At 53.2% G+C, this 26,744-nt stretch carries 19 protein-coding genes and 1 pseudogene; 6 read left to right on the top strand and 14 right to left on the bottom strand.

Annotated elements, in window-relative coordinates:
- Positions 1-101: 101 nt before the first annotated feature.
- Entirely contained in the window at positions 102-1,487 is a 1,386-nt protein-coding gene (locus B5G28_RS10805) for a PTS transporter subunit EIIC (RefSeq protein ID WP_087248676.1), read from the bottom strand.
- 448 nt (positions 1,488-1,935) lie between these two features.
- Between B5G28_RS10805 and B5G28_RS10800 the strand changes: the two genes are divergently transcribed.
- The 6 genes and pseudogenes from B5G28_RS10800 (at position 1,936) to B5G28_RS10780 (ending at position 8,374) form a co-directional block, all read left to right on the top strand.
- Positions 1,936-3,135: an enolase C-terminal domain-like protein gene (locus B5G28_RS10800; RefSeq protein ID WP_087248673.1), complete on the top strand. Its 1,200-nt coding sequence runs from the start codon at positions 1,936-1,938 to the stop codon at positions 3,133-3,135.
- Between the two features lie 22 nt (positions 3,136-3,157).
- Positions 3,158-3,892, top strand: a complete 735-nt coding sequence (locus B5G28_RS10795; RefSeq protein ID WP_158099621.1) for a GntR family transcriptional regulator — start codon at positions 3,158-3,160, stop codon at positions 3,890-3,892.
- 18 nt (positions 3,893-3,910) lie between these two features.
- Complete coding sequence (locus tag B5G28_RS14495; protein ID WP_144265520.1) at positions 3,911-4,234, top strand: hypothetical protein; 324 nt, start codon at positions 3,911-3,913, stop codon at positions 4,232-4,234.
- 160 nt (positions 4,235-4,394) lie between these two features.
- The gene (locus B5G28_RS10790) at positions 4,395-5,711 is read left to right on the top strand and encodes a sugar phosphate nucleotidyltransferase (protein ID WP_087248669.1); all 1,317 of its coding nucleotides are present in this window, start codon (positions 4,395-4,397) and stop codon (positions 5,709-5,711) included.
- A complete protein-coding gene (locus tag B5G28_RS10785; protein ID WP_242967584.1) occupies positions 5,680-6,678 on the top strand; it encodes a type I phosphomannose isomerase catalytic subunit in 999 nt (332 codons plus the stop codon). The genes B5G28_RS10790 and B5G28_RS10785 overlap by 32 nt, the downstream gene beginning before the upstream one ends.
- Positions 6,679-6,683: 5 nt before the next feature.
- Positions 6,684-8,374, top strand: a pseudogene (locus B5G28_RS10780) (phospho-sugar mutase).
- Positions 8,375-8,558: 184 nt separating this feature from the next.
- Here B5G28_RS10780 and B5G28_RS10775 read toward each other — a convergent pair.
- The 13 genes from B5G28_RS10775 to B5G28_RS10715 all read right to left on the bottom strand — a co-directional run bounded on the left by B5G28_RS10775 (position 8,559) and on the right by B5G28_RS10715 (position 25,040).
- Positions 8,559-9,671, bottom strand: a complete 1,113-nt coding sequence (locus B5G28_RS10775; RefSeq protein ID WP_158099620.1) for an acyltransferase — start codon at positions 9,669-9,671, stop codon at positions 8,559-8,561.
- A 70-nt stretch (positions 9,672-9,741) separates the two neighbouring features.
- Positions 9,742-11,142: a polysaccharide biosynthesis C-terminal domain-containing protein gene (locus B5G28_RS10770; protein WP_087248663.1), complete on the bottom strand. Its 1,401-nt coding sequence runs from the start codon at positions 11,140-11,142 to the stop codon at positions 9,742-9,744.
- An 8-nt stretch (positions 11,143-11,150) separates the two neighbouring features.
- Complete coding sequence (locus B5G28_RS10765; protein ID WP_242967582.1) at positions 11,151-12,071, bottom strand: Coenzyme F420 hydrogenase/dehydrogenase, beta subunit C-terminal domain; 921 nt, start codon at positions 12,069-12,071, stop codon at positions 11,151-11,153.
- Positions 12,072-12,386: 315 nt separating this feature from the next.
- Positions 12,387-13,460 carry a polysaccharide pyruvyl transferase family protein gene (locus B5G28_RS10760; RefSeq protein WP_087248659.1) on the bottom strand — a complete coding sequence of 358 codons (1,074 nt, stop codon included), beginning with the start codon at positions 13,458-13,460 and terminating at the stop codon, positions 12,387-12,389.
- Positions 13,423-14,727, bottom strand: a complete 1,305-nt coding sequence (locus tag B5G28_RS10755) for an O-antigen ligase family protein (RefSeq protein ID WP_158099619.1) — start codon at positions 14,725-14,727, stop codon at positions 13,423-13,425. The genes B5G28_RS10760 and B5G28_RS10755 overlap by 38 nt, the downstream gene beginning before the upstream one ends.
- A 72-nt stretch (positions 14,728-14,799) precedes the next feature.
- Complete coding sequence (locus tag B5G28_RS10750) at positions 14,800-16,113, bottom strand: hypothetical protein (RefSeq protein ID WP_087248655.1); 1,314 nt, start codon at positions 16,111-16,113, stop codon at positions 14,800-14,802.
- A 16-nt stretch (positions 16,114-16,129) separates the two neighbouring features.
- Positions 16,130-17,242 (bottom strand): glycoside hydrolase family 99-like domain-containing protein, encoded by a 1,113-nt coding sequence (locus B5G28_RS10745; RefSeq protein ID WP_087248653.1) that lies wholly within the window; start codon positions 17,240-17,242, stop codon positions 16,130-16,132.
- A 146-nt stretch (positions 17,243-17,388) separates the two neighbouring features.
- A complete protein-coding gene (locus B5G28_RS10740) occupies positions 17,389-18,453 on the bottom strand; it encodes a glycosyltransferase family 4 protein (protein ID WP_087248651.1) in 1,065 nt (354 codons plus the stop codon).
- A gap of 35 nt (positions 18,454-18,488) precedes the next feature.
- The gene (locus B5G28_RS10735; protein WP_087248650.1) at positions 18,489-19,847 is read right to left on the bottom strand and encodes a sugar transferase; all 1,359 of its coding nucleotides are present in this window, start codon (positions 19,845-19,847) and stop codon (positions 18,489-18,491) included.
- Positions 19,848-19,962: 115 nt separating this feature from the next.
- On the bottom strand, positions 19,963-20,241 hold the full coding sequence (locus B5G28_RS10730) for a hypothetical protein (protein WP_087248648.1): 279 nt from the start codon (positions 20,239-20,241) through the stop codon (positions 19,963-19,965).
- A gap of 216 nt (positions 20,242-20,457) precedes the next feature.
- Complete coding sequence (locus B5G28_RS10725) at positions 20,458-21,693, bottom strand: nucleotidyltransferase family protein (protein WP_158099618.1); 1,236 nt, start codon at positions 21,691-21,693, stop codon at positions 20,458-20,460.
- A 292-nt stretch (positions 21,694-21,985) separates the two neighbouring features.
- A complete protein-coding gene (locus tag B5G28_RS10720) occupies positions 21,986-23,815 on the bottom strand; it encodes a recombinase family protein (RefSeq protein ID WP_087248644.1) in 1,830 nt (609 codons plus the stop codon).
- A 229-nt stretch (positions 23,816-24,044) separates the two neighbouring features.
- Positions 24,045-25,040, bottom strand: coding sequence for a hypothetical protein (locus B5G28_RS10715; RefSeq protein WP_087248642.1), 996 nt, complete (start codon positions 25,038-25,040; stop codon positions 24,045-24,047).
- Positions 25,041-26,744: the final 1,704 nt, after the last annotated feature.

Raw genomic sequence — 26,744 nt, 5'->3', positions numbered from 1 at the left:
TTAAAACGAAACCTGGCGTTGATTAACGCCAGGCCTCGCAAGGTTCTTAACTTCCATTCTGCCCAGGAATTATGGGACTTCGAGCTTAATTCCTGTTGCACTTAGTTTGACAATTCACTGCTGCGATTCATTTTAACAACCAGCAGATAGGACAGAGAGAACGAGACGGCCAGAGTAATGATCCAGCCCAGAACAGCGAAGGGGAAATACGGTCCGATGTAGGCGGGAATGCTGAACACGCTGGAAGTGATGTAGCCATACAGACGGACGCCAAAGAAGCTGATGAAGGCACTGCCTACCACACTGCCCACCGTAGCGGCAACAAAGGCCATCTTGTACTTGGTCAGCACGCCGAACAGAGCCGGCTCGGTAATGCCCAGGAAGCCCGACAGCACAGCGCCGCCGATCACGGTTTTTTCAGACTTGGAGTTGGCTTTGAAGTAGCAGCCGGCAGCGGCGCCCACGATGGACAGGTTTGCCACAAACATCATGGGCATCAGCATATCCCAGCCCTGAGAGGCGAAGTTTTCCATGGCAATGGGGGTCATGGCGTGGTGCATACCCACCAGAATCGACACAGGGCGAATTGCACCAAAGAAGACGCCGCAGAGAACGGGACTGATGTCATAAACCGTGTTGACAACCGATGCCAGACCACGGCCCAGATAGATGCCGATGGGGCCCACGACGGTCAGGGTCAGGATGCCGCTGATAAACAGGGTCAGGGTGGGGACAATCACGGTTTTGGCTGCACTGGGAATGATGCGGTCCACCCAGCGGTGCACATAACTCATCAGCAGCACGCCAAAGAAGATGGGGATAACCGAGCTCGAATAGTTAAACACCGGGACAGGAATCATCCCAAACAGATAGAAGTTGCTGATTTCGCCGGCTGCGGCCGCATTCACCATGGTGGGGTACATGATGACGGTTGCCAGAGCAATGGCCAGATACTGGTTGGTCTTCAGCTTTTTGGCCTCGGAAGCCGCTACCAGGAAGGGAAGGAAATTGAATACGCCGCTGGCCAGCATATCAATAATCAAATAGGTGTCCGTCGTGTTGGAAATCACATTCAGGGCAACCAGGCCGGTCATCAGACCTTTGATCATGCCGGCGCCTGCAATGGCCGGCACAATGGGTCCAAAAATGCCGGACATCAGATCCATGAACTGGGAAACCAGGCCCTTCTTTTCGCCGCTGGGTTCATCCGCCGGGGCTTTGTCCGCCTCTTTGGCCGCATCCAGGCCCAGCTGTTTCATGGCCTCGGTATAGAATTTCTCCACGGTGGTGCCAATGACAATCTGCACCTGTCCTTTGGCGAACTGGACGCCGATCACATCCGGAATCGCTTTGAGCGCTTCCATATCAGCCTTGTCGTAGTCCACCAGCTCAAAACGGAGCCGGGTCATACAGTGCCACACATTTACAATGTTTTCCTTACCGCCAACATGCGCAATGATGCTGGCAACAGACTTTGAGAGTTCCATCGCAATAGTCCTCCTGTTCAGACCATTCCATTTGTGTATCCTGTCTTTTTCCGTTCGGGATGATCTTCTACCGCAAATGGGTCGCCTGACTTCATCCCGTGCCAGGCCTCATGGGCCGCCCGCTTTCCGGAAAGGAGTATAGCAAGTCCACCGGAAATGGGCAAATGTTAAAAACCGGCAGGATTTTGATGCCGCCCGCGCATATCCATCGATAAATCGCATGTTATTTCATTTTCTCAAAACAAGTCCAGGAAAATTGGACTGTTTTTTATTAACTTTTATTAGAAAAATCAGCAACTCTTGACGAAAGGCGAAGCTGTGTGGTTTAATCAAAGCGCTGATGGAGAACCGCCCGTTCTGAAATCCATGGCACATCCCCTGTCCGCAACGCCGTCCAGGCTGTGTGGACAGGAAACAGTCTGCAGCAGAAACGAAGGAGGTTCTTTTTGTGAAAGCGACAATCATCACAGATGTCCAATGTTATGTGGTTCGCCCCGACCGCCACAATCTGGTGGTGGTCAAGGTTCTGACCGACCGGGGTGTTTACGGCGTTGGCTGCGCCACCTTTCAGCAGCGGCCTCTGGCCGTCCAGACCACCGTTCAGGAATACCTGCGTCCCCTTCTGATTGGACGGGATGCCAACGAAATCGAGGATTTGTGGCACCTGATGATGGTGAACGCCTACTGGCGCAACGGTCCGGTCCTGAACAATGCAGTGTCCGGGGTGGACATGGCTCTGTGGGACATCAAGGGCAAGCTGGCTGAGATGCCGCTGTACGAGTTGTGGGGCGGCCGTGCCCGCACGGCCATTCCCGCCTACACCCACGCCGTGGCAGATACCATGGAACAGCTCTATGAAGAAGTGGAGCGCATCCGCAGCGAAGGCTACCGGCACATCCGCTGCCAGCTGGGCTTTTACGGCGGGAACCCGGACCACCTCCAGACGCCGGAGCATCCCCTGCCCGGAGCCTATTTTGACCCGGACGACTATATGCGGAACACCTTGACCATGTTCCGGCTGCTGCGGGAGAAATATGGGGACGCCTTCCATATTCTGCACGATGTGCACGAGAGACTGAGCCCCACCCAGGCCCTCAACTTTGCCAAACAGGTTGAGGCATACCACCCCTATTTCATTGAAGACCTGCTGCCGCCGGATCAAAACGCCTGGCTGGCCCAGCTGCGCACCCAGTGCGCCACCCCCATTGCCACCGGCGAGCTCTTCAATAATCCCACCGAGTGGATGCCCCTGCTGGAAGGCCGCCTGATCGACTACCTGCGTTGCCATGTGTCTCAGCTGGGCGGCATTACGCCGGCGCTGAAGGTGGCTTCGGTGGCGGATGCTTATGGCGTGGGCATCGCCTGGCATACCCCCTCGGACATCACTCCCATCGGGCTTGCCGTGAACACCCACCTGAACATCCATTGTCATAACGCTGCCATTCAGGAGAACATCGAGCTGAAAGACAACACCAAGAGCCTGTTCCCCGGGTACACGGAACCGGTCGGCGGCTACTTCTATCCCATAGACCGCCCGGGCATCGGCGTCGACTTTGACGAGGCTTTGGCCGGCCAGTATCCCTGTACTTATCGTCCCCATGAATGGACCCAAAGCCGTGTGCCGGACGGAACACTGGTTACACCGTGACAGATCGAAAAGAGGTGCCAGGATGACAGCCAAAAAGACGCAGTTTTTGATCGAAGATCTGATCAGCAAGATCTTTCAGCATCAATTCCCTGAGGGAAAGCTGCCGGCGGAACGTGTCCTGGCACAAGACTACGGGGTATCCCGCTACACCGTCCAGCAGGCCCTGAACCGGCTGGAAGGGATGGGCATGATTCACCGCCAGCGCGGAGACGGCATCTACATTCGGAGAAACGTCCAAAAATATCCGATGGTCTACAATTCAGCCACCCAGATCCAGTACAGTACCCTTCGCTCTGAAATGCTGTCCCTGCGCAAAATAAAGGCGGGCCCGGAGCTGATCCGGATTTTTGACATTGAGGCCAGCGAAGAAGTATGGGAGTTCCGCCGGGTACGGATCATGAACTATATCAAGACCCAGATCGAAACGGGCTACCTCCCCTGCACCTTGTTTCCCTATGTGGACAGAGAGAGCGTGGAAGATTCCATCCAAAACCTTGCGATGGAACAAGGCTATCGCATCTCACGTTTTATGACCACCTACCGCCCCACCCAGCTGACCCGTGAAGAAGCGGGTCTGCTCAGCTGCAAAAAAGGCGAACCGGCCTTCTGCATCACTTCGCGGGGTTACCTGCGGGACGGCCGAGTCTTTGTCCACAGCAACATTACAGCGATTCACTACGAATGCACCTATATCGTCCCCTTTAACAAGGAAGTGTATCTGCATCGAAGGAACCGTCACAAGGAAAAGGACGAATAACATCGAGAGTCACAGGATTTGAAATTTGGTGCCTCTCCCGATAAACAAAAGCGGCAGGGCTCAAAAGCCTCTGCCGCTTTTTGCTATTTCAGCCTGCTGCGGCCGGAGTCTCGCTCAAAACTGTGCAGGTGCTTACGCTGGGCCTCACCTCATCTTGCAGCCCTCGAGTTGTGCACAAAAATGATCCCATTTTTTATGCAAACTTTCAAAAATGACTTTTACAGTAAAATCGCATTGACAAAGGATGAATTTTTCAATATGCTTGTAACACAAGGAATCAGAAAGGCGACTAAAAAAGCAGGCTTAACCACGGTCTTGCAAAACAGGATATCCAGCCTTTGAAGGGGTGGACTATCGCTTTTTTGCTGTGTGTGGAAGCCTGCTTTATCTGTTTCAAGCGCGGTTATTCTCAAGGGAATGCGGGCCGAGCGACAACTCAAACGAGGGCCGCAGCCCATCGAAGGATGCAGCTCTCTGCGCTTTTACAAAAAGGAGAAAGACTATGAATCTGGTATTGCTTTCCGGCGGTTCAGGCCAGCGCCTGTGGCCTCTTTCCAACGAAGTCCGCTCCAAACAGTTTATCAAGATCTTCCACAACGAAAAAGGAGAGCTGGAATCCATGGTCCAGCGGATCTACCGCCAGATCAAGGCGGTGGACCCCGACGCTACCATCACCATCGCCACCTCCAAATCCCAGGTTTCGGCCATTCACAACCAGCTGGGTGAAAACGTAGGCATCAGCATCGAGCCCTGCCGCCGTGATACCTTCCCGGCCATCGCCCTGGCAGCCGCCTACCTGAAGGATGTACAGGGCGTGGGCGAGGAAGAACCGGTGGTGGTCTGTCCGGTGGACCCCTATGTGGAAAGCAACTACTTCGAGGCTCTGAAAACGCTGAGTGAACGCGCCGCCGTCAGCCCCGCCAACCTGGTCCTGATGGGCATTGAGCCCACCTACCCCAGCGAGAAATATGGCTATATCATTCCCACCAGCAAGGACAGTCCGAGCAAGGTCTCCATGTTCAAAGAGAAGCCCACCCAGGATGTGGCCGCACAGTATATCGCGCAGGGCGCATTGTGGAACGGCGGCGTCTTCGCCTTCAAACTGGGCTATGTGCTGAACCGTGCCCACGAATTGATCGATTTTGTGGACTACGACGATCTGTTCGACAAGTACGAAACCCTGACCAAAATCAGCTTCGACTATGCCGTGGTGGAACACGAGCCGGAAATTGAGGTCATCCGCTTTGCCGGCACCTGGGCAGACCTGGGCACCTGGAATACCCTGACCGAGGCTCTGGACAGCCGGGCCATCGGAAAAGCCATTTTTGACGACACCTGTGAAAATGTCCATGTGGTCAACGAGCTGAATGTGCCCATCCTCTGTATGGGACTGAAAAACATGGTGGTATCCGCCAGCCCGGAAGGCATCCTGGTATCCGACAAAGAGCAATCCAGCAACATCAAACCTTATGTCAGCGCCCTGGATAATCAGATTAAATTTGCAGAAAAATCCTGGGGCAGCTTCCGGGTTCTGGATGTACAGGACGGAAGCATGATCGTCAAGGTAACCCTGAATCCCGGCCAGCGGATGAACTACCACAGCCATCAGTTCCGGAATGAGGTTTGGACGGTCATTGCAGGAGAAGGCCGCACCATCGTGGACGGAATGGAACAGAAAATCCGGGTTGGCGACGTCATCACCATGGCGGCCGGGTGCCGTCATACGGTCATCGCAGAAACCGAGCTGCAGCTGATTGAGATACAATTGGGCAAGGAGATCAGCGTCCATGACAACCAAAAATATGAGCTGGAACAGTAAACCGTTTTTACTGCGGCCGGCCGGCAAGGATTACCTGTGGGGAGGCCGCCGCCTCAACGACGACTTTACCAAGGGGATCGATATGGACCCTTTGGCCGAGACCTGGGAGTGCTCCACCCACCCGGACGGCCTCAGCATGGTCGCCAGCGGAGAATTTGAGGGCCAGACGCTGGCCGCGGTTCTGGAAGATCACCCGGAATTTCTGGGCATACGCCATCCCGACGGCAAACTTCCCCTGCTGATCAAGTTTATCGACGCCAAAAATGACCTCTCCGTCCAGGTGCATCCCAACGATGCCTACGCCATGGAACACGAAAATGGCCAGAGCGGCAAAAGCGAATTCTGGTATGTTCTGGATGCCGCCAAGGGCGCCCATCTGGTCTACGGCCTCAAACGCGACTGCACTGAGGCGGAAATCCGCCAGGCCATTGCCGACGGCACTTTAACCCGCCACCTCCAGCAAGTCCCCATCCAGAAGGACGACCTGTTTTTCATCGAAGCGGGCACCATCCATGCGATTGGCGCCGGGGCCCTGATCGCTGAAATTCAGGAAAATTCCAATCTCACCTATCGCCTCTATGATTACAACCGCGTAGGCAAAGACGGCAAAAAGCGGGAACTTCACATAGACAAGGCTTTACAGGTGGCCAACCTCAAAAGCAGTGCCGAGCCCTGCCAGCCCATGCGGGTTCTAAAATACAGACCGGGCGTGGCCTCTGAATTTTTGAGCCGCTGCAAACACTTTGAGGTATATCGGGTTTTGCTCAACACCGAACGCCGGCAGCTGGTGCAGTTCCGCGTCGACGAGTTCTCTTTTCGGGTTTTGCTTTGTCTCCGGGGATGCGGCATGATCCGCTTCAACGGCGGAGAAATCCTGTTTTTCAAGGGAGACTGCATCTTTGTTCCCGCGGGTTCGGCCGAACTGACCATATACGGACAAGCGCAGTTCCTGGATGTAAGAGGATAACAACAATGGACTATAAAAAAGAGTATGAACGCTGGTGCACCTGTGCGTCGGCAGATGCCGATGTGGCCGCCGAGCTGAAAACCATGGACGACGCCAAGGTGGAGGATGCTTTCTACCGCAACCTTTCCTTCGGCACCGGCGGCCTGCGGGGCGTCATTGGAGCCGGCACCAACCGGATGAACATCTATACCGTGGCCAAGGCCTCCCAGGGCCTGGCCGACTACCTGCACAAGCATTTTGACCAGCCTTCGGTGTCCATCGGCTACGACAGCCGGATCAAGTCAGATGTCTTTGCCAAGGATGCGGCCGGTGTCCTTGCCGCCAACGGCGTTCAGGTCCACATCTGGCCTGTCCTGATGCCTGTACCCACTGTTTCCTTTGCCACCCGCTATCTGGGCACTTCGGCAGGCGTCATGGTGACCGCCTCCCATAATCCTTCCAAGTACAACGGCTACAAAGTCTACGGCGCGGATGGCTGCCAGATCACCACCGAGGCCGCTGCGGAGATTCTGGCCGAGATCGAAAAACTGGATATCTTCGCAGACGTCAAGAGCATTTCTTTTGAGGACGGACTGAGTGCAGGCAAAATCCAGTATATCTCCGACGAGGTCTATACCGCCTTTGTGGAAGAGGTCAAAAAGCAGTCGGTTCTTTTGGCGAAACCATCAACAAGGATGTGGCCATCGTCTACAGCCCGCTGAACGGCACCGGCCTTCAGCCGGTAACCCGCACCCTGAAAGAGATGGGTTACGCCAACATTACCGTGGTCAAGGAACAGGAGCAGCCCGACGGAAACTTCCCCACCTGCCCCTACCCCAATCCTGAAATCAAGGAAGCTATGGTTTTGGGCATAGAGTACGCCCAGCGCTGCCAGGCCGACCTGCTGCTGGCCACCGATCCCGACTGCGACCGTGTAGGCATTGCAGTGCGTAACAAAGACGGCGAGTACGTCCTGTTGTCCGCCAATGAAACCGGCATTCTGCTGTTGGATTATATTTGCTCCCAGCGGGTGAAACACGGCAAAATGCCCGCCGATCCTGTCATGATGAAAACCATTGTCACCACCGACATGGGCGAGCAGATTGCCGATCACTATGGCGTCCGAACCATCAATGTATTGACCGGCTTCAAGTTCATCGGTGAACAGATCGGCCTGCTGGAGGAGCAGGGCAAAGCCGACAGCTATATCTTTGGCTTTGAAGAGAGCTACGGCTATCTGTCCGGCAGCTACGTTCGGGACAAGGACGGCGTCAACGGTGCCTGCCTGATCTGTGAGATGTTCAGCTACTATGCCAATCAGGGCATCAGCCTGCCGGACAAGCTGAACGAGCTGTATCAGATCTACGGCTACCGCCTCAACACCCTCCACAGCTATGAGTTCGACGGCAGCGCCGGCTTTGCCAAGATGCAGAGCATCATGAAAACTTTCCATGAGGACGTAGGCCCCGGCAAGAAAGTGGACTCCTTTGCCGGCAAGAAAATCGAAAAGGCCCTGGACTACAGCCAGGGCCTGAACGGTCTTCCCAAGTCGGATGTGCTCAAGTATCTGCTGGAGGGCCACTGCTCGGTGGTGGTCCGGCCCTCGGGTACGGAACCCAAGCTCAAGACCTATATCTCGGTGAGCGCGGAGAGCCGTGAAAAAGCTGAGGCGATGGAGAAAGAGGTCGTGAAGGAGCTGGAACAGTTCCTGCACTGAGAATCTGTATTCAACTCAAGACTCTCCAGTTATAAGCTGCATCCTACTACAAAAATACAGACTCTCCCAGCCAGCAGCCCATGGTTGCTGGCTTTTTTCATCTGCACAGCATTTTGAATACCGCGTTCACGCGCCCTCACTTACCTTGCCAAATTTTGATCCGGTACAGTAAGAAACCATTTAATCAATACAATTTCCTTAACCATTGAAAATGCCTTATATCAGACATGCGGATAATCACTTCCGCCGCAATATAATTCAGGATGACAACCAAAACAAATCGCGACAAACTATTCAGTTCCACGCCAAGCGCCCTATGTAAAAGGCCCACAAAATAGAACTCAATCCATTTATGCAGCCCAAAGTACAGCACCGACAAAGAGCGCAAGTGCTTGGCGAGATGAAAATTCCGTTCCGTCTTCCTGCAATCAACGAATGCTGCAAACAGCAAAATAAAAACGGAAGTCGGCAAAAGCGCAAACAGCATATCGCTGCCTGCCGCTCCAAACACCTCATGCACCACAACCGCTTCCCCGGTCATGAGCATGAACGAAAGGACTGCAAGCAGCAAATAATTTTTGCGAGCAATTTTGTCTCGGTTCTTTGCAATGAGGTACCCAAAAAACACATAGGGCAGCCCAAAGAAAAGTCCATTTCTCGTGGTGCTGAACACCCGGAAATACAGCCACAACAAAAGGTACTTCCCATCAAGTTGTTCCAGTGCACCTACCGGCACATCGATACGATCCTGCAGTGGCTGAATATAGGCGTTTCCGATCGTCCCTATTGCATATAAGACCAAAACCAACGCTGCAATGTACCGATCTCGCAGTTTCAGTTTGTTTTTGAGCCAATATAGCAGCAGCGTTGCGACGATGAGCCCAACAAAATACCACAGCTGTGTATATGAACCGACAAGAAAGAAATTCCGCACGAAGTCCAGCAGATTCCAAACCCAGAAACTGCCGGCTTTTCTATCGTCATAAACGATCTGCGGCAAGTACAGAACCGTATAAATGACATAAAGCTGAAAAATCCGCGCCAGATACGCCTTGACCTTTTGAACATCCTGGATTTTCTTCTGCAGGAAAAATCCCGACACCAGGAAAAAGAACGGAACACCCAGCCGTGTCAACACATGTACTACAAAGTAATTGAGCGTTTCATTGATGTCCTGCATCGGCGCCAGATGGAGCGCCACGATCCCTATTGCAAACAGCAGGCGAAAAAAATCCACGGCAATAAATTCCGTTTTTTCGTCCAATCTCTTGGTTGTGGTTTTGATCTTATCTTCCATATATTTCTTCACACCCATTTTTTCGCCGCGTTCACCCTGCGGCGGCTTGCATCCGGCTTAAAACAGAGCATCAGGCCCTTTGAGGCAAAATCCTATGGATAGCTTTTTTGATGATATCCAGAATGAACTTTCGCTCCATCAAGAGAATGACTACGCCCACCACATAATTCAGCCAGGAATCCATGCAGCTAAGCACAACCATGACCAGCAGCAAACTCATTTTCAAAAAATGGCTCTTATAGTTGGCGTTCAGTTTCATAATGCGGTTGGCACCCACCAGCCTGCAGAAGTACATCGCCAAATAACCAACGGCCGTTGCGATCGCAGCGCCATATCCGCCCCAGGTCGGGATGAACGCAAAGTTCAAAACAATGTTGACCCCTGCTCCAACCATCGTTGTGACAAAAACGGATTTTGTCTTTTTGGCCGCTGTAAAAACCGTTCCCAGGAACGAGCTCAGCCCGCTGAAAACGCTTGCAAAGAGCAGTATGGGGACAAAATGCCAGGCTACAAAGAATTCCTTTTGGAACAGAATCCACGCCAGCAGCTTCACAAAGAAGATCAGGCCGGTGCACACAATCACATAGGTGTGCACCCACAGTTCATAGATCTCTGAGAAAAATTTTTCGCTTTTCTCGCTCCCAAAATCATCCACAGCCGATATTTCCCATGCGCTGATCAGAATCGATGAGACGGCTGCCATAATGGACGGAATCTTGTAGGAAGCGGAATACAGACCCAGCTCATTCAGCCCCCGAAAGAGTTTCATGATGTATCGATCCGACGAATTGCTGATCCACCAGCTGATGGAATTCGGCATCATGGGGATCGAATATTTCAGCATCTCTTTCAGATATCTTCCCTTGATTCGGGTGGGCCACGCCAGGTCCTTCCACGCCCTGCAGCCAACAAACAGCACCGCGACCGTCACCCAGTAGGCAAATACCATCGACAGGAGATAACCCCTGATCCCCAGTCCCAGCTTGAGCAGGAAAAGAATGTTGCACAAAACCAGCACAATGGTATTGCACACGCCCGCAAAGGAATAAAGGGCGACCCTTTCGCAGCCCTTCGCGTACTCCATCAGCAGCATATAGAAAGCGTACCCGGAAAAGCCAGCCAGGAAATAGCCTCTATAGTCCTGCAAATCGCCAAGCTGAAAAAAGAACCAGGACGCCAGCGCAATCACCAGGATTCCGGCCAGTTCGATCCAGATGCCGATATTGAGCAGTTCGCTGGTGTTCTTCCGCTTCTCCAGGCAGAAACGCATGACCGCCGTGCTGATCATCAGGGTGGCAAAGGGATAGAGCAAATTGATGGTGGTTGTCAGCAAGTCGGATGTCGCATATTCTGAGGTGGACAGCGCCGATGTATAAAGCGGCACCAGCAAAAACACCAGCAGCTTGGAAGAAAAATTTCCCAGCAACAGCAGCAGCGTGTTTTTTACAAGTTTCTCTTCCTCGAACTTCATTTTTCCCCTTAAACCTTATTCTTTGCAAAAATGCGGCCTGCCATTTTCACAAGCCTCTTTTTGCGCTCGGCCATCTTCCAGGCGAAGATGGCTCTTTTTGCTTCCTGCCGGAAGGTTTTCTTCTCCATCAGTAGATGCTTCAAGAAAGAATCCCGCAGCCTGGGCCTTTCCAGCGGCTTTTGCAGCTGCTGCTGGCCTTCGTTGATGGCCGCAGCCAGCGGCACTCTTTGCAGCACCATATACTCCGCCAGGTCGGCCATCAGCTTTTCGCCTTTATCCGTATGGGGAATCAGCAAAGAAATGCCCTTTGAGATTTCCCCACTGATCTCAGGCACCGTCTTTTCCAATCCCCAAAAGTCGCCGATGGTTGTGTCTCCGGCCCCACTGGGGGAAGCATACGGGCAGCGGTAGCAGCTCTCCCGGTCCATCACGCCAATTCCAAAGGCCATGGTGTAGAGGTCCTCCGTGGAGGCAAGTTCTCTTCCATCCTGCAAAACCAGCGTCGTAAAGCGATGGGAGAGCTTCCCATTTTCTTCCCTTTTATCCCGAAACCGAATCTTTGCCACGTCCGAGCCGTGGTCGCGGCCCACTTCCCGCAGATAGGCAGCATAGGCCGCCGGGCTGGAAACGCCGTGGCACACCAGTGCCACCAGCAAGAGATTCTCCGCCCCCGTCTTTCCCAGGTAGTGCTTCAAGCCATCCACCTGACAGGGCGTCCCCGAAAAGAGGACTTTCTCCCCCTTCAAAAGGTTCTGCTTCACCTGTGCATAGGTGTCCGCCAGATCGCTCTGGGTATATTTCGTGCCCTGGAGCAATTCCGGTTCCCGGAATCCCCCGACATCCCTGTGGCGCACCTGCAGTTTCGGGTCATAGGCCGCACCATAAAAGTGCTCATATCCATGGTCTCGGCACACCTGTGCAATGGCCATGAACGCAGCTCCCGATGTACTGGACCGGCGCGTCTGTTCGTCTTTGTGCCAGCCATAATAGCAGATATCTTTTTGTTCCTGCCGCTGGTAGTTCGCAATGGGGCACACTTTCTCGCACAGGCCGCATTGAACGCAGCCTGCGCGGTCCACAACCGGGTATAAAAAGCCCTCATCGTTCCTTTTCATCTGTATGCATCCATGAGGGCAAATCTGTTCGCAAGCCGAGCAGCCGCAGCACTCGCTTTCCATCTGGCTATTCAAATACATACTTCCGAAAATCCCCTTTTCACTTCACCGGTTCAGGCCGCAGCGCCGTTATCGCAGGGTGTCCTCCCGCAATGCTGCATCCAGAAAAGCCTTCGATTTTTCAATTTCACGCTCCAAACTGCTGCCGTCATACAGGGCCAAATCATAAAGAGGCATCTTCCCGTCCTGCTCCAAAGTGATCCCGGCCCTCTGCAAAAGCGAAATGGTCCGCTCCGGTGACTTGCTGTTGGGAATGTGAAGCAATTTTTTCTTATAGATGGTGCTGAAGGCGGTCGCGTGGAACGAGTTTGTGCAGACGCAGGCGGCATTTTGGATCAGCCAGACAAATTCCTTTGGCCCGACCTCATCCAGCCTTTTGCAGCCTGTGTGTCTGGCCGCCATGGTGGGATGAACCTCATATATTTTCAGGCCGTGTTCTTTTGCATAGGTTTGAGCCCAGTGCAAAAGCACCTCATCTTCCTGCAGAAAGTACAGGAACAGGAAGTTCAGGTCCACGTCCACCGGACGGGCCAGCTTCATCCATTCTTCTTTCTCCAGCAGGAACACCGGGTCCAGCACAACCTGGACCGGTTTGTGCAGCAGCTGTTCCACTTTCTCAGCGGAACCCGGCTCTCTCACCGACAGCGCGGAAAACTGCAGCAAATACGCCTCCATATTTTTCTTTTGGGCGGCGCTCAGCTGCGCCGTTCCAAGGCTGGCCGCATAAGACACCTTTTTCACCCGACTGCCCGCCGCATAATACGCCGCGCCGTCGCCGGTAATGCGGTTATTCCATATTTGATCGCTGCCGCAGACAACGCAGTCGTGCCGGTCCAGCCATTGATACAGCTCCTGTTCCGTCGCGAACGTGTCGCCGGCGTTCAATTCTTCTGCGATAAATTGCTCGAAAAATTGGCTCTGCTTTTTTCTCCGGGGGTACTGCAGCGCCAGGCGAATTCTTCGCCTGGGCGGAATCCCCTTTGCCAGAGGGCTTATGGCATACTCCGCCTGAGCCCACTCCGGATTATACGGCGCAATCTCCACATGGATGTTTCTGCCTTTCAAGTAGCGGCTCAGGGCGTATGCCTGCAAGAGCGCGCCATAGTTATGAGCGAATTGAAAGGTTAGTATGGCTGCGTTCATAGATGCTCCTTCGTCTATTGGGGCTTTTATCGTCTGGCGTCAGCTCCTCCGACTCCAGCGGAATGTACGAGATACCGACGGCAAAGAAATACAGAATGGTTTCCTCGATATCATACAGCGGGTTTCCGGTTATGCCGTACAGCAGAAAATACAGCTGAACAAACAGGGAAAAGCTAATAAACTGGCTTTCCAGGGTGACTCCGTTTTTTCTGCTCCGCATCACCAATGCGATGGTATGGAATAGCCTGGATCCAAAAAAGGCCATGAAAACACAAAAGCCTACAAGGCCTGTCTCACACAGCAGCTGGATATAAATGCAGTGCACATAGGTGCCGCGGGTGTAATAAACATCCTTGAAATTGTTCCATCCGATCCCGAAAATGGGCCTCAGCTCAAAATAGTACATTGCCTGGCGCTTCAGCTGTTCTCTTCCCGCGTCTTCCACCGAGCCGGAAGTGATCAGATCCAGCACCGCCTCGTAGATGCGCATGATGCCATCCAGCTGTGTGGCGTTGGCGATGATGGCCAGCATGACAAACCCCACAACCAGCGCGCCCACGATTTGAAGAACTCTGATCACCCTCTCCACGCCATATCCATCGATAAAATAGACGGCCGACAGCGCCGCCATCAGAAAGACAAGAGGGCCTCTCTTGCCGGTCAGCAGCACGCCGGCAAGCATTCCGCCGATCATGAATATCCATACCTGTTTAAAGAATACCTCTCTGAAACAGAACACGGCGCCAATCCCCAGGGCAAGGTAAAACGACGTATAGCCCACCTGGCTTGTAAAACCGGCAAAGTATGTAGAGGTGCCGCTTATCTCCTCCACCGAAGCCAAACTTGCCTGGCCGATCTGGGAAAACATGGGGACAAAGACCGCTTTGAATTCGGAGGGAAAAAGGACGTTCAAGATACACCCAAACGCAAAGAACAGTCCCATCACCACAAAGAACTTTGCAAAGAAGGACGATTTCCGGATGTCCTGCCCCACCGCAAAGGGAAGCAGCAAAGCCAGGCCATAGTAAATCAGATCATACATATCGCCCTTGATGCACAGGCCGACTGTAATCACAAAGAAAACCGCCAGAATGCCAAAGAGCTTTTTGGGCGTATAAATAAAAACCCCGTCATAGCCAAAGGCGTTCAGAAAACTGATCGCCAAACAGGCATAGGTCACAGCATAAAAAGAAATCAACCCGATCCAATTCTGAAAGATAAACTTGGCAAAGATTGATCTGGTGATAAAGGCATACAACAGGGTCATAAAGACGGCCGCATACCTTATATTCTGTCTGTTGATCGTTATATCCATTCCAAATACCTTGTTCCCGAAAATCTATCCCCTGTTTTTCAGGCGCGTCTTCCTGAAAATCCCATCCAGCAGCAGTGCCTTGATTTCTTTCGTCACGCTGTCCTGTCTTTTGGTCCAGTGCAGTTTTGCTTTGCCGGTCTTTGCAAACAGGCCGGCCACTTCATCGTTGTCGGTGTAGGTCCCGGCCCCCGGCCTGGCGTGCAGCTTCCAGTCGTTGATCTTCTCCCGCAGTCCTTCTTCATCCAGGATTTCTCTGAGAAGCTCCTCTTCCGACGAAAAGACCCGGCCCCAGCCGTTCTTTTTTACCACATAGGGAATGTTGCCGCCGGTGGACATGGCAAAGATATAGCAGTTTGCGGCATTGCTTTCATAAGTGGTGTAGGAATAGGTCTCCCCCACGATACCCACAAGGAAAACGGCAGCAATGCGCTTTTCCCGGAGGTGTTCGATCATTGCATCCTTTCCCTGGGTTGCAATGTCCACATAGACGTTCTCCACGCCCGGGATGTTCTCTGTCTCATTTCCAAAATAATAGAAATCATAACGGCAGCCCGCCTTTTGGACTTCGGCCACGACCTTCTTGAACAGATGCCATCCTTTGATCTGCTTCCGCGCTCCCACAAACCCCAGTCGAAGGGGTTCCTCCTCGCGGACGCCTTCTTTGTTGCCGGTGTATTCCCCCACCGATTTCTGGTGCAGAATGACGACGGTTCGATCCTCATACTCCGGATAAAACCGAACCCAACGGCTTTTGGTGTACTCCGAGGGAGCCACAAATGTCATCCGGTCTTCAAACGCCTTCAGGAATTTTCTTACTTTCTGAATATGTTCCTGTTTCTTCAGGGCATAACAGCACCCCTCACAGGAAACATTTCGGTCGATACAGGACAGTTCATCGTTTTTCATCAGGTTGGGGTTTACGCAGCAGGTATAGAAGTCATGCAGGTAATACACCACCGGCACATTTTTGATTTTCTCCAGCATCCATTCGATTTCCGAAATATCGTTCCGGATGATATGATGCACCAGAATCCCGATGCAGTTCTTGCCCGCATGCTGCAGGTCCAACAGCGTGTTCAAAATTTTGTTCGCCGTCATCACGCCCACAAACTGGCCGTCGATCACAAGGCCATAGCATCCCGTGGTGGTGCAGTGCCAGTCTGCGCCTTCTCCACGGGAACGGCTGATGGGAAAAACAGCCACATACCCTATGCCTTTGGCGCGGAAAATGGCCTCATGCGCCGCCACCACCTTACTGGTTCCGCTGGACTCAATGATATAGGCCATTCCCGTCACAACCAATATGTAATCTGAAAACTTGCATTCTGGCAGCTTCATTCTGTTTTCCTCGTACTTACCCGGTTTCCTTGGCTTCCTTTACGGCCTCCAGAAATGCATAGCCGTTTTTCTCGTCCGGCTCCATGTATGCGCCCTCGGCCCACTCATTCCAAGCATTGATCACAATCATCGGAGAGCCAATGTCCTGCGCCTTGCGGAAAAGCTGCTTGAAATACCTCTTGAATTTCTGCGCCGTCGTCCCCTGCATGATGATGGAGTTATAGCTTTTGCGGGGAGAATTGTCCCAGTCGCAAAAACAGCCCAGTATGGTGGTGCTGTCTTGATTCTGACGGTTCAAAATCCGCTCCCAGATGCGGTCATAGGAGGCCTTCGTCATCACGATGCCCTTACCCCGCGGCAGCAGAAATTTCCGGTTCACAAAATCAATGACGCGGGATCTCGCCACCCGGTTGATCTTTTCCAGGAGCTTTTCATCGTACGCAAAGGTATAATTGGGTTCTCTTGTGATGGTAGCCGAGAACCTTCCTTTTGTGTCTGCATCGTGGCGGCCAATGGTCTTTACAAAGTATATGCCGGGCAGGCCTGCCTCCTGCGCCCACTGATCCCACAGGGACAAAAAGGATTCCAGCTTTGGGACGGCCCAAGGATTGTAAATCGCATAGACCGGCTTTCCGTCCACTTTTATATACCGCTGATCCTTGAAATAGGTCAGGCAGTACTCAAACTGAATGCGCCAGTCTTTTTCTGTGCCGTACCGTTGTTCCCAGACAACCGTATGGTCCTGGCCAAACCAGGTCTTGCGCCAGGATTCATTCGCCCAATAGAGATAAAACGGCAAATCGAGGGTTGGATCACCCCGAATCATTTCGACCGGGACTTCAAGCAGCTTGCTGCCGCAGGAATAATACTGATAAATCGCAAAGCCATCGATGCCATACTCTTTCGCAAGGTTCATCTGCCAGCGGATATTTTCTTTCACCGACAGGTCGTAATAGTTGTTGTGGAGAGGCACGCGGGGCTGGTTATGCCCCTCATAGAGGGGTTTCGCTCTTTTGCACGCAACCCACTCGGTATACCCTTTTTCCCACCACTTGTTATTGTATTCGGTTTCATAAAACTGCGGCAGATACAAAGCCACCACCAGAGGATTTTTTTCGCTGCGACTCATGGTTTCCTCCCTGAAAAGTTTTTGCTGCTGTTTTCCATCTGCCCATCGCTTCCCATGGCGTGCCTACAGTCATAAACAGCCCCCGATGGTCATGCGAATCCGATTGCAACGCAGCATCTATGCTCTCTGCCGCCTGTTCAGCCGCTTTACTGATTCAGCAACTCCATAAAGCGTTCCACCGCGCCGCTGGCCGCGTATTTTTCGCTGCCGTACTGATACGAATACCGGCTGATGGCATCGTATGCTTCATGGCTCAGGCTGACCGCTTCCTTCAGCTTTTCTGCAAACTTCGGATTGTTGCCCGGCTCCACAAGATAGCCGCTCTTGTCGACATCCACCTGCTCCGGAATGGCTCCCACTGCAAAGGCGATCACCGGCCGGCTGTATTTATAGGCATCGATGATCACACCCGACTGGGAAGCCGAATTATACGGCAGGATCACCCAGTCGCAGTTGATAAAGGCATCCTGCATTTCCTGATCTGTGACATAGTCGTTGTTCAGTTTTACGTTGGGTTCCTTAGCGAGCTGCTGGGCAACTTCCTTCATCTGGGGGTCCACCCGGCCGATCACATCAAATTGGATCTCCGGGCACAGCCTGATGATCTCCAGCAGATTGTCCGCGCCCTTGTAGGGGTTGATTCGGCCGAAGAACAGCGCCCGCCCGCTGTGCACCGGCGCCGTATATTGGGGATATCTCCGCCACAATTCCAGGTATTTCAAGTGCTCGGGGGTGATCTTGTACCGCTTGAGCATCTCCTGAATGTAGGTCTTATTGCACAGGACAATGGTGTCCGCCAGCTTGACCACAGCCTTGTTCATCAGGTCCACCATCTTGACCTGGCTGTCGCCCTCGTGCGGGATCACCTCATGCACCACCTGATAGGTCTTCGCTTTGCCGGAAAACATCATCAGCGGCAGATTCCATGTGTGCAGACTTTCAAAGTAAATGGCATCAAAATGCGCCTTCCGGACGCGGTGCATCACCGAAAACAGCAGAGGCAGATTGAAGGTCTTTTTGGTCACACCGGGGCGCTCAGGGCAGTCAATCAGCCAGGTATGGTCCGACGTCTGAAGCTCCACCTTGGGGGTGCGGATGCAGAGCAGGTAGACATCCCAGTCCTTTCTCTTTTTCAGCTCCTCATACATTCCAAAGACGGTGTCCTGGTGGTCTGCGTTGTCCGAGAGCGTTACCAGCAGCACTTTCTTCATGGATCATCCCTTCCTCTCTTCAAAGCTCCAAAAAGTCACTCCGTCCCGCCCTTCATGGCCGTCGTCTGTCCTTCGTCGATGCCCTCGGTGCTTTCGGGCAAAAACAACACCTTAATGGTGGCCAGCATGATTTTGAGATCCTCGATCACGCTGGGATGCGCTATGTACGTCAGGTCCATCTGAAGCTTGTCATAGGGCGTCGTATTGTACTTGCCATATACCTGCGCATATCCGGTCAGGCCGGCTTTCGCCTGCAGCCGCAGCGCAAATTCAGGCATCTCCTCGCAATACTGCGCCGCGATCTCAGGGCGCTCCGGGCGGGGCCCGCAGATGGACAAATCGCCTTTCAGAATATTGATCAGCTGGGGCAGCTCATCGATCCGCAGTTTCCGTATGATGTGGCCCACCGGAGTGATGCGGTCGTCTTTATCGCCGGTGGACAGACGGGCCACACCGTCTTTTTCCGCATCCACCCGCATGCTGCGGAACTTCAGGATTTCAAAAGTCTTGCCGTCTTTCGTCAGACGAACCTGTTTATAAAATGCAGGTCCGCCGTCGGATTTCACGGCAATGGAAGTCACAAGGAAAATCGGACTGGTGACAACCAGAGCCAGCAGCGACAGCACAATATCCAGCATCCGCTTGATGAACAAATATTCAGGGTTCGCCATATAGCGGCCCACGCGCAGCATCGGCAGATGAAACATATGCATCTGGTGCGCTCCGCTCATGATAATATCCCCCACTCGCGGAATCACAAAAACATCAATATCGTGCAGGATGCAGTACTTGAGGATTACATTTCGGTCGTGGCTGTTGACCCCGCTCAGGAAAACGGTTTTCATGGAGTCCAGAACGCTCAAATCCTTCAGGCATTCCCCAATGTTCAGCGTCATCCGGACATTGTACTTCAATTCCAGATCGTACTCCTGAATCAGCTGTTCGATTTCCTTGCGGCGGCCATACACCACCGCCGTGGGCTGGGGCGGAAAAACGGCATAATACCATTTATGGGCGCCAAAAGACCAGATTACCGCCGCCAGGCATTGCCCCGCAATGGCCGCGATTCCGGGCAGCAGATTGCAAACCTTTGCGGACATCAAGCAGATCACAATATAGATCAGCCCATCCGCCGCCATGGCGGCCAGCACTTGGCTATAACAAAGCTCCGAGATGCGGTGGATCGACACCTGGAACGCATCGTACACCTTGCCGAACATAACAAACAGCACTGCATAAAGCAGCAGGATGACCGCGTTTCCCATCCATGTGAGGGAGATTTGAACTTCCTGCTCATAGTAGAATGCCCAGCATGCCGCAAACGGCAGCGTAACCAACACGATATCCAGCACCCTTGCAATTCTTAACATTACATCATGCTGAAGTTTTGACATACGGTTTCTCCTCACATTTCAACATCGGTTTTATTCGTTCGGTGGGGATCACGAAACAAAAAAGCTGCCTCCCTTACGCGTTTTGCGCTGGGAAAGCAGCCTTATACGTTCATCCTCACAGCTCTTTCAGGCCGGCCGCCCTGGCCTGAAAAAGTTGCTGTTGTATCAAACTCTCTTTCCCCTGCACCCGGGCTGTGATCATCGTGCTTTCTGAGGTGTAGCGGTCCCCAATCAACAATACCTTTGCCGGACAACCAAGCCAGTCTATCTTCCCGGCAGACCACAAGCCCGCCTGGACCATTGACAGCACCTGATTGCAGGAACAGCGGTCCAAAACGCCGCGCGGAGAAACCATCGCATCCTGCCATGTCTCCCCAAAAAAAGCAAGCTGCATCCGCTGCTCACAGAGCCCTGAGAATGAAGGGAATTTTTGTTTGTCGTATTGAAAAATTTAGTGTATCAAAGTATAAATATTCTATCATGGATCACCCATGTTTTCAAGTCATGCCCATTGTCTTGTCAGAAGCGCCTCAGAGGCAGTTTGGGACCTTTTCAAGCACATGGCAGCGTCAAAAATCAAAGATAACACGTCAAAAGCCGTGCTTTCTCTTTACAACTTTCTGACTGCATCCACTTCATCTTTGACATCTTTTCCCTTTTCCAGGATTCTTCTTCCAATTCTCCAAACCGGAGCCACCGGCATCAGCCACCGATGCCGCAAAAAATACGGCTCATATCGTTGGCACCAGATCTCCATATGGACGCTGTCCAAAAAAAGCCGATCCTTCAAATACCGGACTTTGGCTTCGATGGGAACCTTGTTCCCCGTCTCCTGTCCTCTTGCGTGCTCGTGCCAGAAATCCATTCTCGCCCCATAAGCGCGGCTGAAGAGCAGGCTTTTCAGCAGGATCTTTTCCCTTTTTGCAAGGGTATGGGCGTTCCATTTGGGACTGAAAACTGTTTCTGCCAGCTCACGCATCTGTTTTTCGAATGTGACCAGCCCCATTTTTTCCAGCTCACCATGCAAATATTTCCAGTTCAGGTTTTCTTTTGCCCGCAGATAGACGTACAGATCCAGCAGGAAGCGCAGCCCCGTCCCGTCACCGGAATAGTGCTTATACTCATGCGCCAGAACGTAGAGGTAGAAATCCTCGTCCGTCATGCAGTACTCAAACGGCTTTCCCGGCACCGGAAGCAGTTTATCGTTTATGGTGAGATAGTACTTTTCAAACGGAAGCTGTGCAGATTCCGAAAACAGGGCCGTGTGCATTTCAAAATTATAAACCGGTTTTTTCAGGTACACATCGTGATAGACCTTCTGAAAGCTTTTCACGTCGTATCCCTGTTCCACAAACCAGTCATGGACCTCCTGCCGGAAGGAAAGGTCAAACAGGATGTCATTATCCGCCATCTGACGCATCCCGTATTTGGGGTACAGATGGCACAGCACGACGCCTTTTAGGGCCACATGCCAAATCCCCTGCTCTTCCAAAAACGCAAACAGCTGCTCCCGCGCGGCATCCATCATCAGATTCTTTGCGATGGCTTTGTTTTTCGCAACTCTCCACCTTGGAAGCACCTGTGTCTCATCTGGAATTGCAATCTGCGGATCCGACTTCATCAGGCTTTCCAGAGCCATATAGGTCAAAACTTCCAGACTTTGGCTTTTGCTTCTGGCATAAACCTTTTCCAGGTTCATCTCCACAATGCGCTCCGGGTCTGGCACGATGGAATTGATACCGCACTGAACCAGATACAGCATATCCCAGGCAGCCGCCGTCCACTGTTCCTTCTCCAGAGCTTCCTCTTTCTTTTTCAACGAAGTATTTCTTCCATCCATGACCATGCCTGTCTCCACCCTTTGCCGCATAAGGATTTCAAAGCTCCAGCTGCCCGGCGCCCGGAACAGGAAAGTAGAGCCGCATGCTCCTTCTGCTTCACTCTTACTCTACGACGCCAAAACAGCAATGATTCACAGTTTTATTATATCATGCACAGCCTTTTGCCACAATATATAGAAGGGCGCACATCATTCACAAATCCATGCTCTTTTTGCGCACGAAGACGCACCGGAGCCCGGCCGCAGCAAAAAAGCGCCCTCCCGTCTTGTTACAGACAGGAGGGGCACTCTTTAAACTTTATGCAGCCTTACGCCGGAACCGGACAATACTTGCTGGGGATCCTGATGGCAGCCTGTGTAGCTGCTCTGTCGGCAGGGAGCCCAAAATTTGGCTCGCAGCCACGTCTGTTTTCACTTCACCAGGGTTTAAGAACTCCCTGATACCGTTCACCGAGGGCACACAGTTTCCCTTTTTGCCCTCCACCAGAAGGCCGACCTGGGCATCGGTTCCGGGGCCCAAATGGAGATACCACTCGAAGTGGGTCTCGGACACCGGCGTCACCCGGTAGACGATCTGATCCACCAGTTCCCGGCTGACCCCCTTCCCTTTCAGGCGGACCAGTTCTTCCAGCGCCTGCTGGATTTGTTCCAGATTCAGGGCCTCCCGGCACTCCGCCGCCTCGGCTTCTTTCTGTGCCGCCTCCAGGCGGCTCTTCTCGTTTTCCAGCTGGTCCCGCAGCTGCTGGTATTCCTCCTTTCCGATCTCCCCGTCCGCCCGCATGACGGTCAGGTTCCGCAGTCGGGTGTCGATCCGCTCCAGCTGGATCTTCCGCTCGCTGTTCCCCTGCTGGTCCTTCCGGCTGCTCTCCCTGTAGTATTTTTTCAGCAGTTCCAGGGCAGTCTGGATGATCTGGTGCTTGTCCCCCAGCAGCTGCTCAAAGAGGGTCTCGGCCATCATTTCCAGCTTCCAGTCCCCGTACATCCGAATCCCGCAGTAGCCCTCGCTGTCCAGCCCCATCTCCTCCCGCTTCTGCTTGGAGCCGTTGTTGATCCGGTTGTAGCACTGGTACCCGTAGGAGATGCTGCCGTCCTTCCGGACGTGCCACTTGTCCCGGCGGCAGGCATAACCGCAGCTGCACCGCAGCTTGTTGACCCAGATATCCTCGGAACTCCGGTTGCTGATGGTCACCTTGCCGTCCCGCAGGGCCACCGCTTTTCGCCGGTTGATTCGGATGCTCTGGGCCTTGTTCCAAATCTCCTTGGACACAATGGCCGGGAAGTCCCCTTCCTGATACAAATAGGTGGAGGCATCCAGGTTCAGCACCCGGTGCTGGTCCAGATAGTTGTTGTTTCGGGATTTGTTGTAGCACTTGGTTCCGGTGTAGGTGGCGTTCTTCAGCACCCGCACCACGCTGGATGCACACCACTTCACCATCCCCATGGCGCTTTTCCGGTGGCTGGCGTTCAGCTCGTTGGCAATCTGTAAAGAGCCCTTCCCCTGCAGATACAGGTCGAAGATCATCCGCACCGTCTCGGCCTGCTCCTCGTTGATTTGGTAAGTATCTCCAACCCGGTCATAGCCCAGGATATTGCCGTTGCCGTACAGCACCCCCTTTTCCCGACTCACCTTCTGGCCCGCCCGAACCCGCTCGGAGGTCTTGCGGCTCTCCTCCTGGGCCAGGGTGGCCATCAGGGAGAGGCGAAGTTCGCCATCCCCGTCCATGGTCCAGATGTTGTCCTCGATGAAGTAGACTTCCACCCCGATGCCTTTCAGTTCCCGGGTGATGACCAGGGTGTCCACCACGTTCCGGGCGAACCGGCAGACCTCACGGGTCACAATCAGATCAAATTTGCCCTGCCGGGCGTCGTCAATCATCCGCAGAAAGGAGGGCCTTTTCTTGGCCTGGGTACCGGTAATGCCCTCGTCTATATACCGGTCCTGAATCTCCCAGTTGGGATGATACCGCGCCTGATCGTCATACCACTGCATCTGGTTTTCCAGGGCAGCAATCTGCGCCTCGTGCTCGGTGGATACCCGGCCATAGACGGCCACCTTCCGCTTCCGGTTCCGGTCCAGCTGGGTGTAGTCCGTCAGCTTAAAGCGATAGTTGTAATCGTCCCGCATCATAATGCCGCCCTCCTTGTTTCTTAAACGCTGTGCCCCTTGGCAGGGGCTTTGCTTGTGTTGCGAACCACGTTGGCATAGGTCTCCGGGTTGACCAGACCTTTCTTCATCAGAATTTCGATCAGGGCAACCGCTGCATAGCGTTCATCAATCTTGTTGTTCTTGATTCTGGCACCTCCATCTTATCACATATGCTTGGTTTCGTTGAGGATGTCGATTGGAATGTTTCATATCATCCGGCATTGGCCTTCCGGACGGATTGTTCAAAATTTTTAATAAAGTCCATGCCCTGTTCCCCGATCCGCTGGATGCCTTCCAGCCCAGAGAGACAGAGCGCCGGGTTGTTCTGCAAACAGGTGTTCCAGCGGAAAATCAAGGTGTCCAGCGCGTCCTCCATTTCAGCGAAAATGTCCTCTTCCTCAATCTTTCCGGTGGGCTGGAGCATCTTTTCCGACATTTCCCGGAGGGCTTTCAGAATCTTCCTGCTCTGGCTTCGCTGCCCGGTGTTGGGCTTTGGAAGCTCCGCCAGGGGAGGCTTCGCTTCTTGGGCATCCATCTTTTCCTGGGCTGACTGCTTCTCCCGGGCCGCCTGTTTCTCCTGCCGCGGCCTGCAAATCTCCGCCACAAGGCCGGGGCGTTCTTCAGGTGCTGCTCTGGACACTGACGCCAGCTCGGCCGCCGTAGGTTTGACTTTCCCTGAGAGGATCTTCTCCCGGGTGCCGGGGACAGCAGCCTCGGCGGCGTCCACATTCTGTGCAAACTTTTCCGAACGGATCACCGACCGCCAGTTGACACCGTTTTCCTGAGCGATCCGCTCACAGGTTTTCGGCTGACTGACCAAGTTGTCACCGTGACAACTTGGCTGATCTCCTTCCATTTTCCGGCTGCCGCCGTGGGCTAGCTTTTCCGCCTCATACTGCTTGCCCACCAGGTAGCGCCGCTGCTCCGGCGTCAGGTTTCGCCGGCCCAGCTGGTTTTTGCAGATCCAGACGATGGCCTCCTCCCGGCCGGCAAATTCCTTTTCCAAAACGGTATACTCGATTTCGGGATGCTCTTTCAGGATCTCAAACCGGTTGTGCCCATCCACGATGATGCCCTTCCAGACGATCAGCGGATTTAAGAGCCGCCCTTCTTCCAAAATGTTGGCCTCCAGCTGGCTGCGCTCCTCTGCCGTAAGCGGTGGGATCTTGCTCTGAAACTCCGGGTCAACGCTCAAATTCTGCAGCATCTGCTTTCGCCTCCTCTCTTTTATCGGGTGTGAATTCCATTTCAGTCTGACTCTAAGGCCCACTGCCCTGGAACTTTCCATTCCGACCAGCGGTTTGAAATTGGTTTTGCGGGTTTCTTCCCCATTTGTCCTCGACACCCCGGGGAGGGTTGGGAACCTTCTGGCGGCGGATTTGCACCGCTCCATCGGCCTTTCGGCCGCCCCGCCTTCTTTGTGGCCGGGCCGCGAGTTACGGAAGTGTCATTGTCTGGAAGTACCAGGAGGCTGAGCTATTCGGTTTTCAAGGTGCTGCGATGGTCTCTGGTAAAAGCTTACCAGAAATTTTCCCTCTCCGGGAGTGACTGGGAGTACACCTTTTCACCCATTTTGGTGTACTCTTAGTACACCTTAGGGGTCTCGTAGACCACCCTGGGGCCTTTCTACTATAGTGTAATGCATGAATTTGGTTTAGGGGAGTGACTGGTAGACACGGTTACCGTGTCTCTCAGACACGGTCGGATGTCCAAGTTGGATTCCTGTAAACAAGATAGCACACTTATTCAGCAAGCGGGACTCTCTTGTAGATAGCCTTTGGGCTATCTCAGAGACAACCCTCTTTCTCCTCTCCGGAGAAAAGATCCTTACACTTACGAGCCATCGAAAAGGGCCTTTTTTCACCCTCAATTTCAGAATTTCACAAAACAATCACATTTCACCATGTTTTGCCTCTTATGATCTTAGGTTCTCCCCCATTTGTCCTCGACGCCCCGGGGAGGGTTGGGAACCTTCTGGCGGCGGATTTGCACCGCTCCATCGGCCTTTCGGCCGCCCCGCCTTCTTTGTGGCCGGGCCGCGAGTTACGGAAGTGTCATTATCTGGAAGTTCCAGGAGGTTGAGCTATTCGATTTTCAAGGTCCATGTGATCTCTGGCAAAAGCATACCAGAAGGTTTTCCTCTTTGGGAGTGACTCGTAGTACCCCTTAGGGGGATCTCATAGACCCCCTGGGCACCGTTTATCTTTGGAGACACCTCTTGGAATTTTCTCTTTCTCCGGTCTGGAGAAAAGATCCCTACACTTACGAGCCATCGAGAAGGGCCTTTTCGTAGCATCAATTTTAAGATTTCACAAAACAATCACATTTCACCATGTTTTGCCTCTTATAATCCTGGGTTCTCCCCCATTTGTCCTCGACGCCCCGGGGAGGGTTGGGAACCTTCTGGCGGCGGATTTGCACCGCTCCATCGGCCTTTCAGCCGCCCCGCCTTCTTTGTGGCCGGGCCGCGAGTTACGGAAGTATCATTGTCTGGAAGTACCAGAAGGCTGAGCTATTCGGTTTTCAAGGTGCTGCGTGGTCTCTGGCAAAAGCATACCAGAAGGTTTTCCTCTTTGGGAGTGACTCGTAGTACCCCTTAGGGGGATCTCATAGACCCCCTGGGAACCGTTTATCTTTGGAGACACCCTTTGGAATTTTCTCTTTCTTCGGTCTGGAGAAAAGATCCCTACACTTACGAGCCATCGAGAAGGGCCTTTTCGTAGCATCAATTTTAAGATTTCACAAAGCAATCACATTTCACCATGTTTTGCCTCTTATAATCCTGGGTTCTCCCCCATTTGTCCTCGACACCCCGGGGAGGGTTGGGAACCTTCTGGCGGCGGATTTGCACCGCTCCATCGGCCTTTCGGCCGCCCCGCCTTCTTTGTGGCCGGGCCGCGAGTTACGGAAG

The organism is Faecalibacterium sp. An77, from assembly GCF_002161315.1.
GTDB lineage: Bacteria > Bacillota > Clostridia > Oscillospirales > Ruminococcaceae > Faecalibacterium.
Note: the sequence above shows the minus strand (reverse complement) of the source record. Positions and strands in the feature narration are given on the sequence as shown.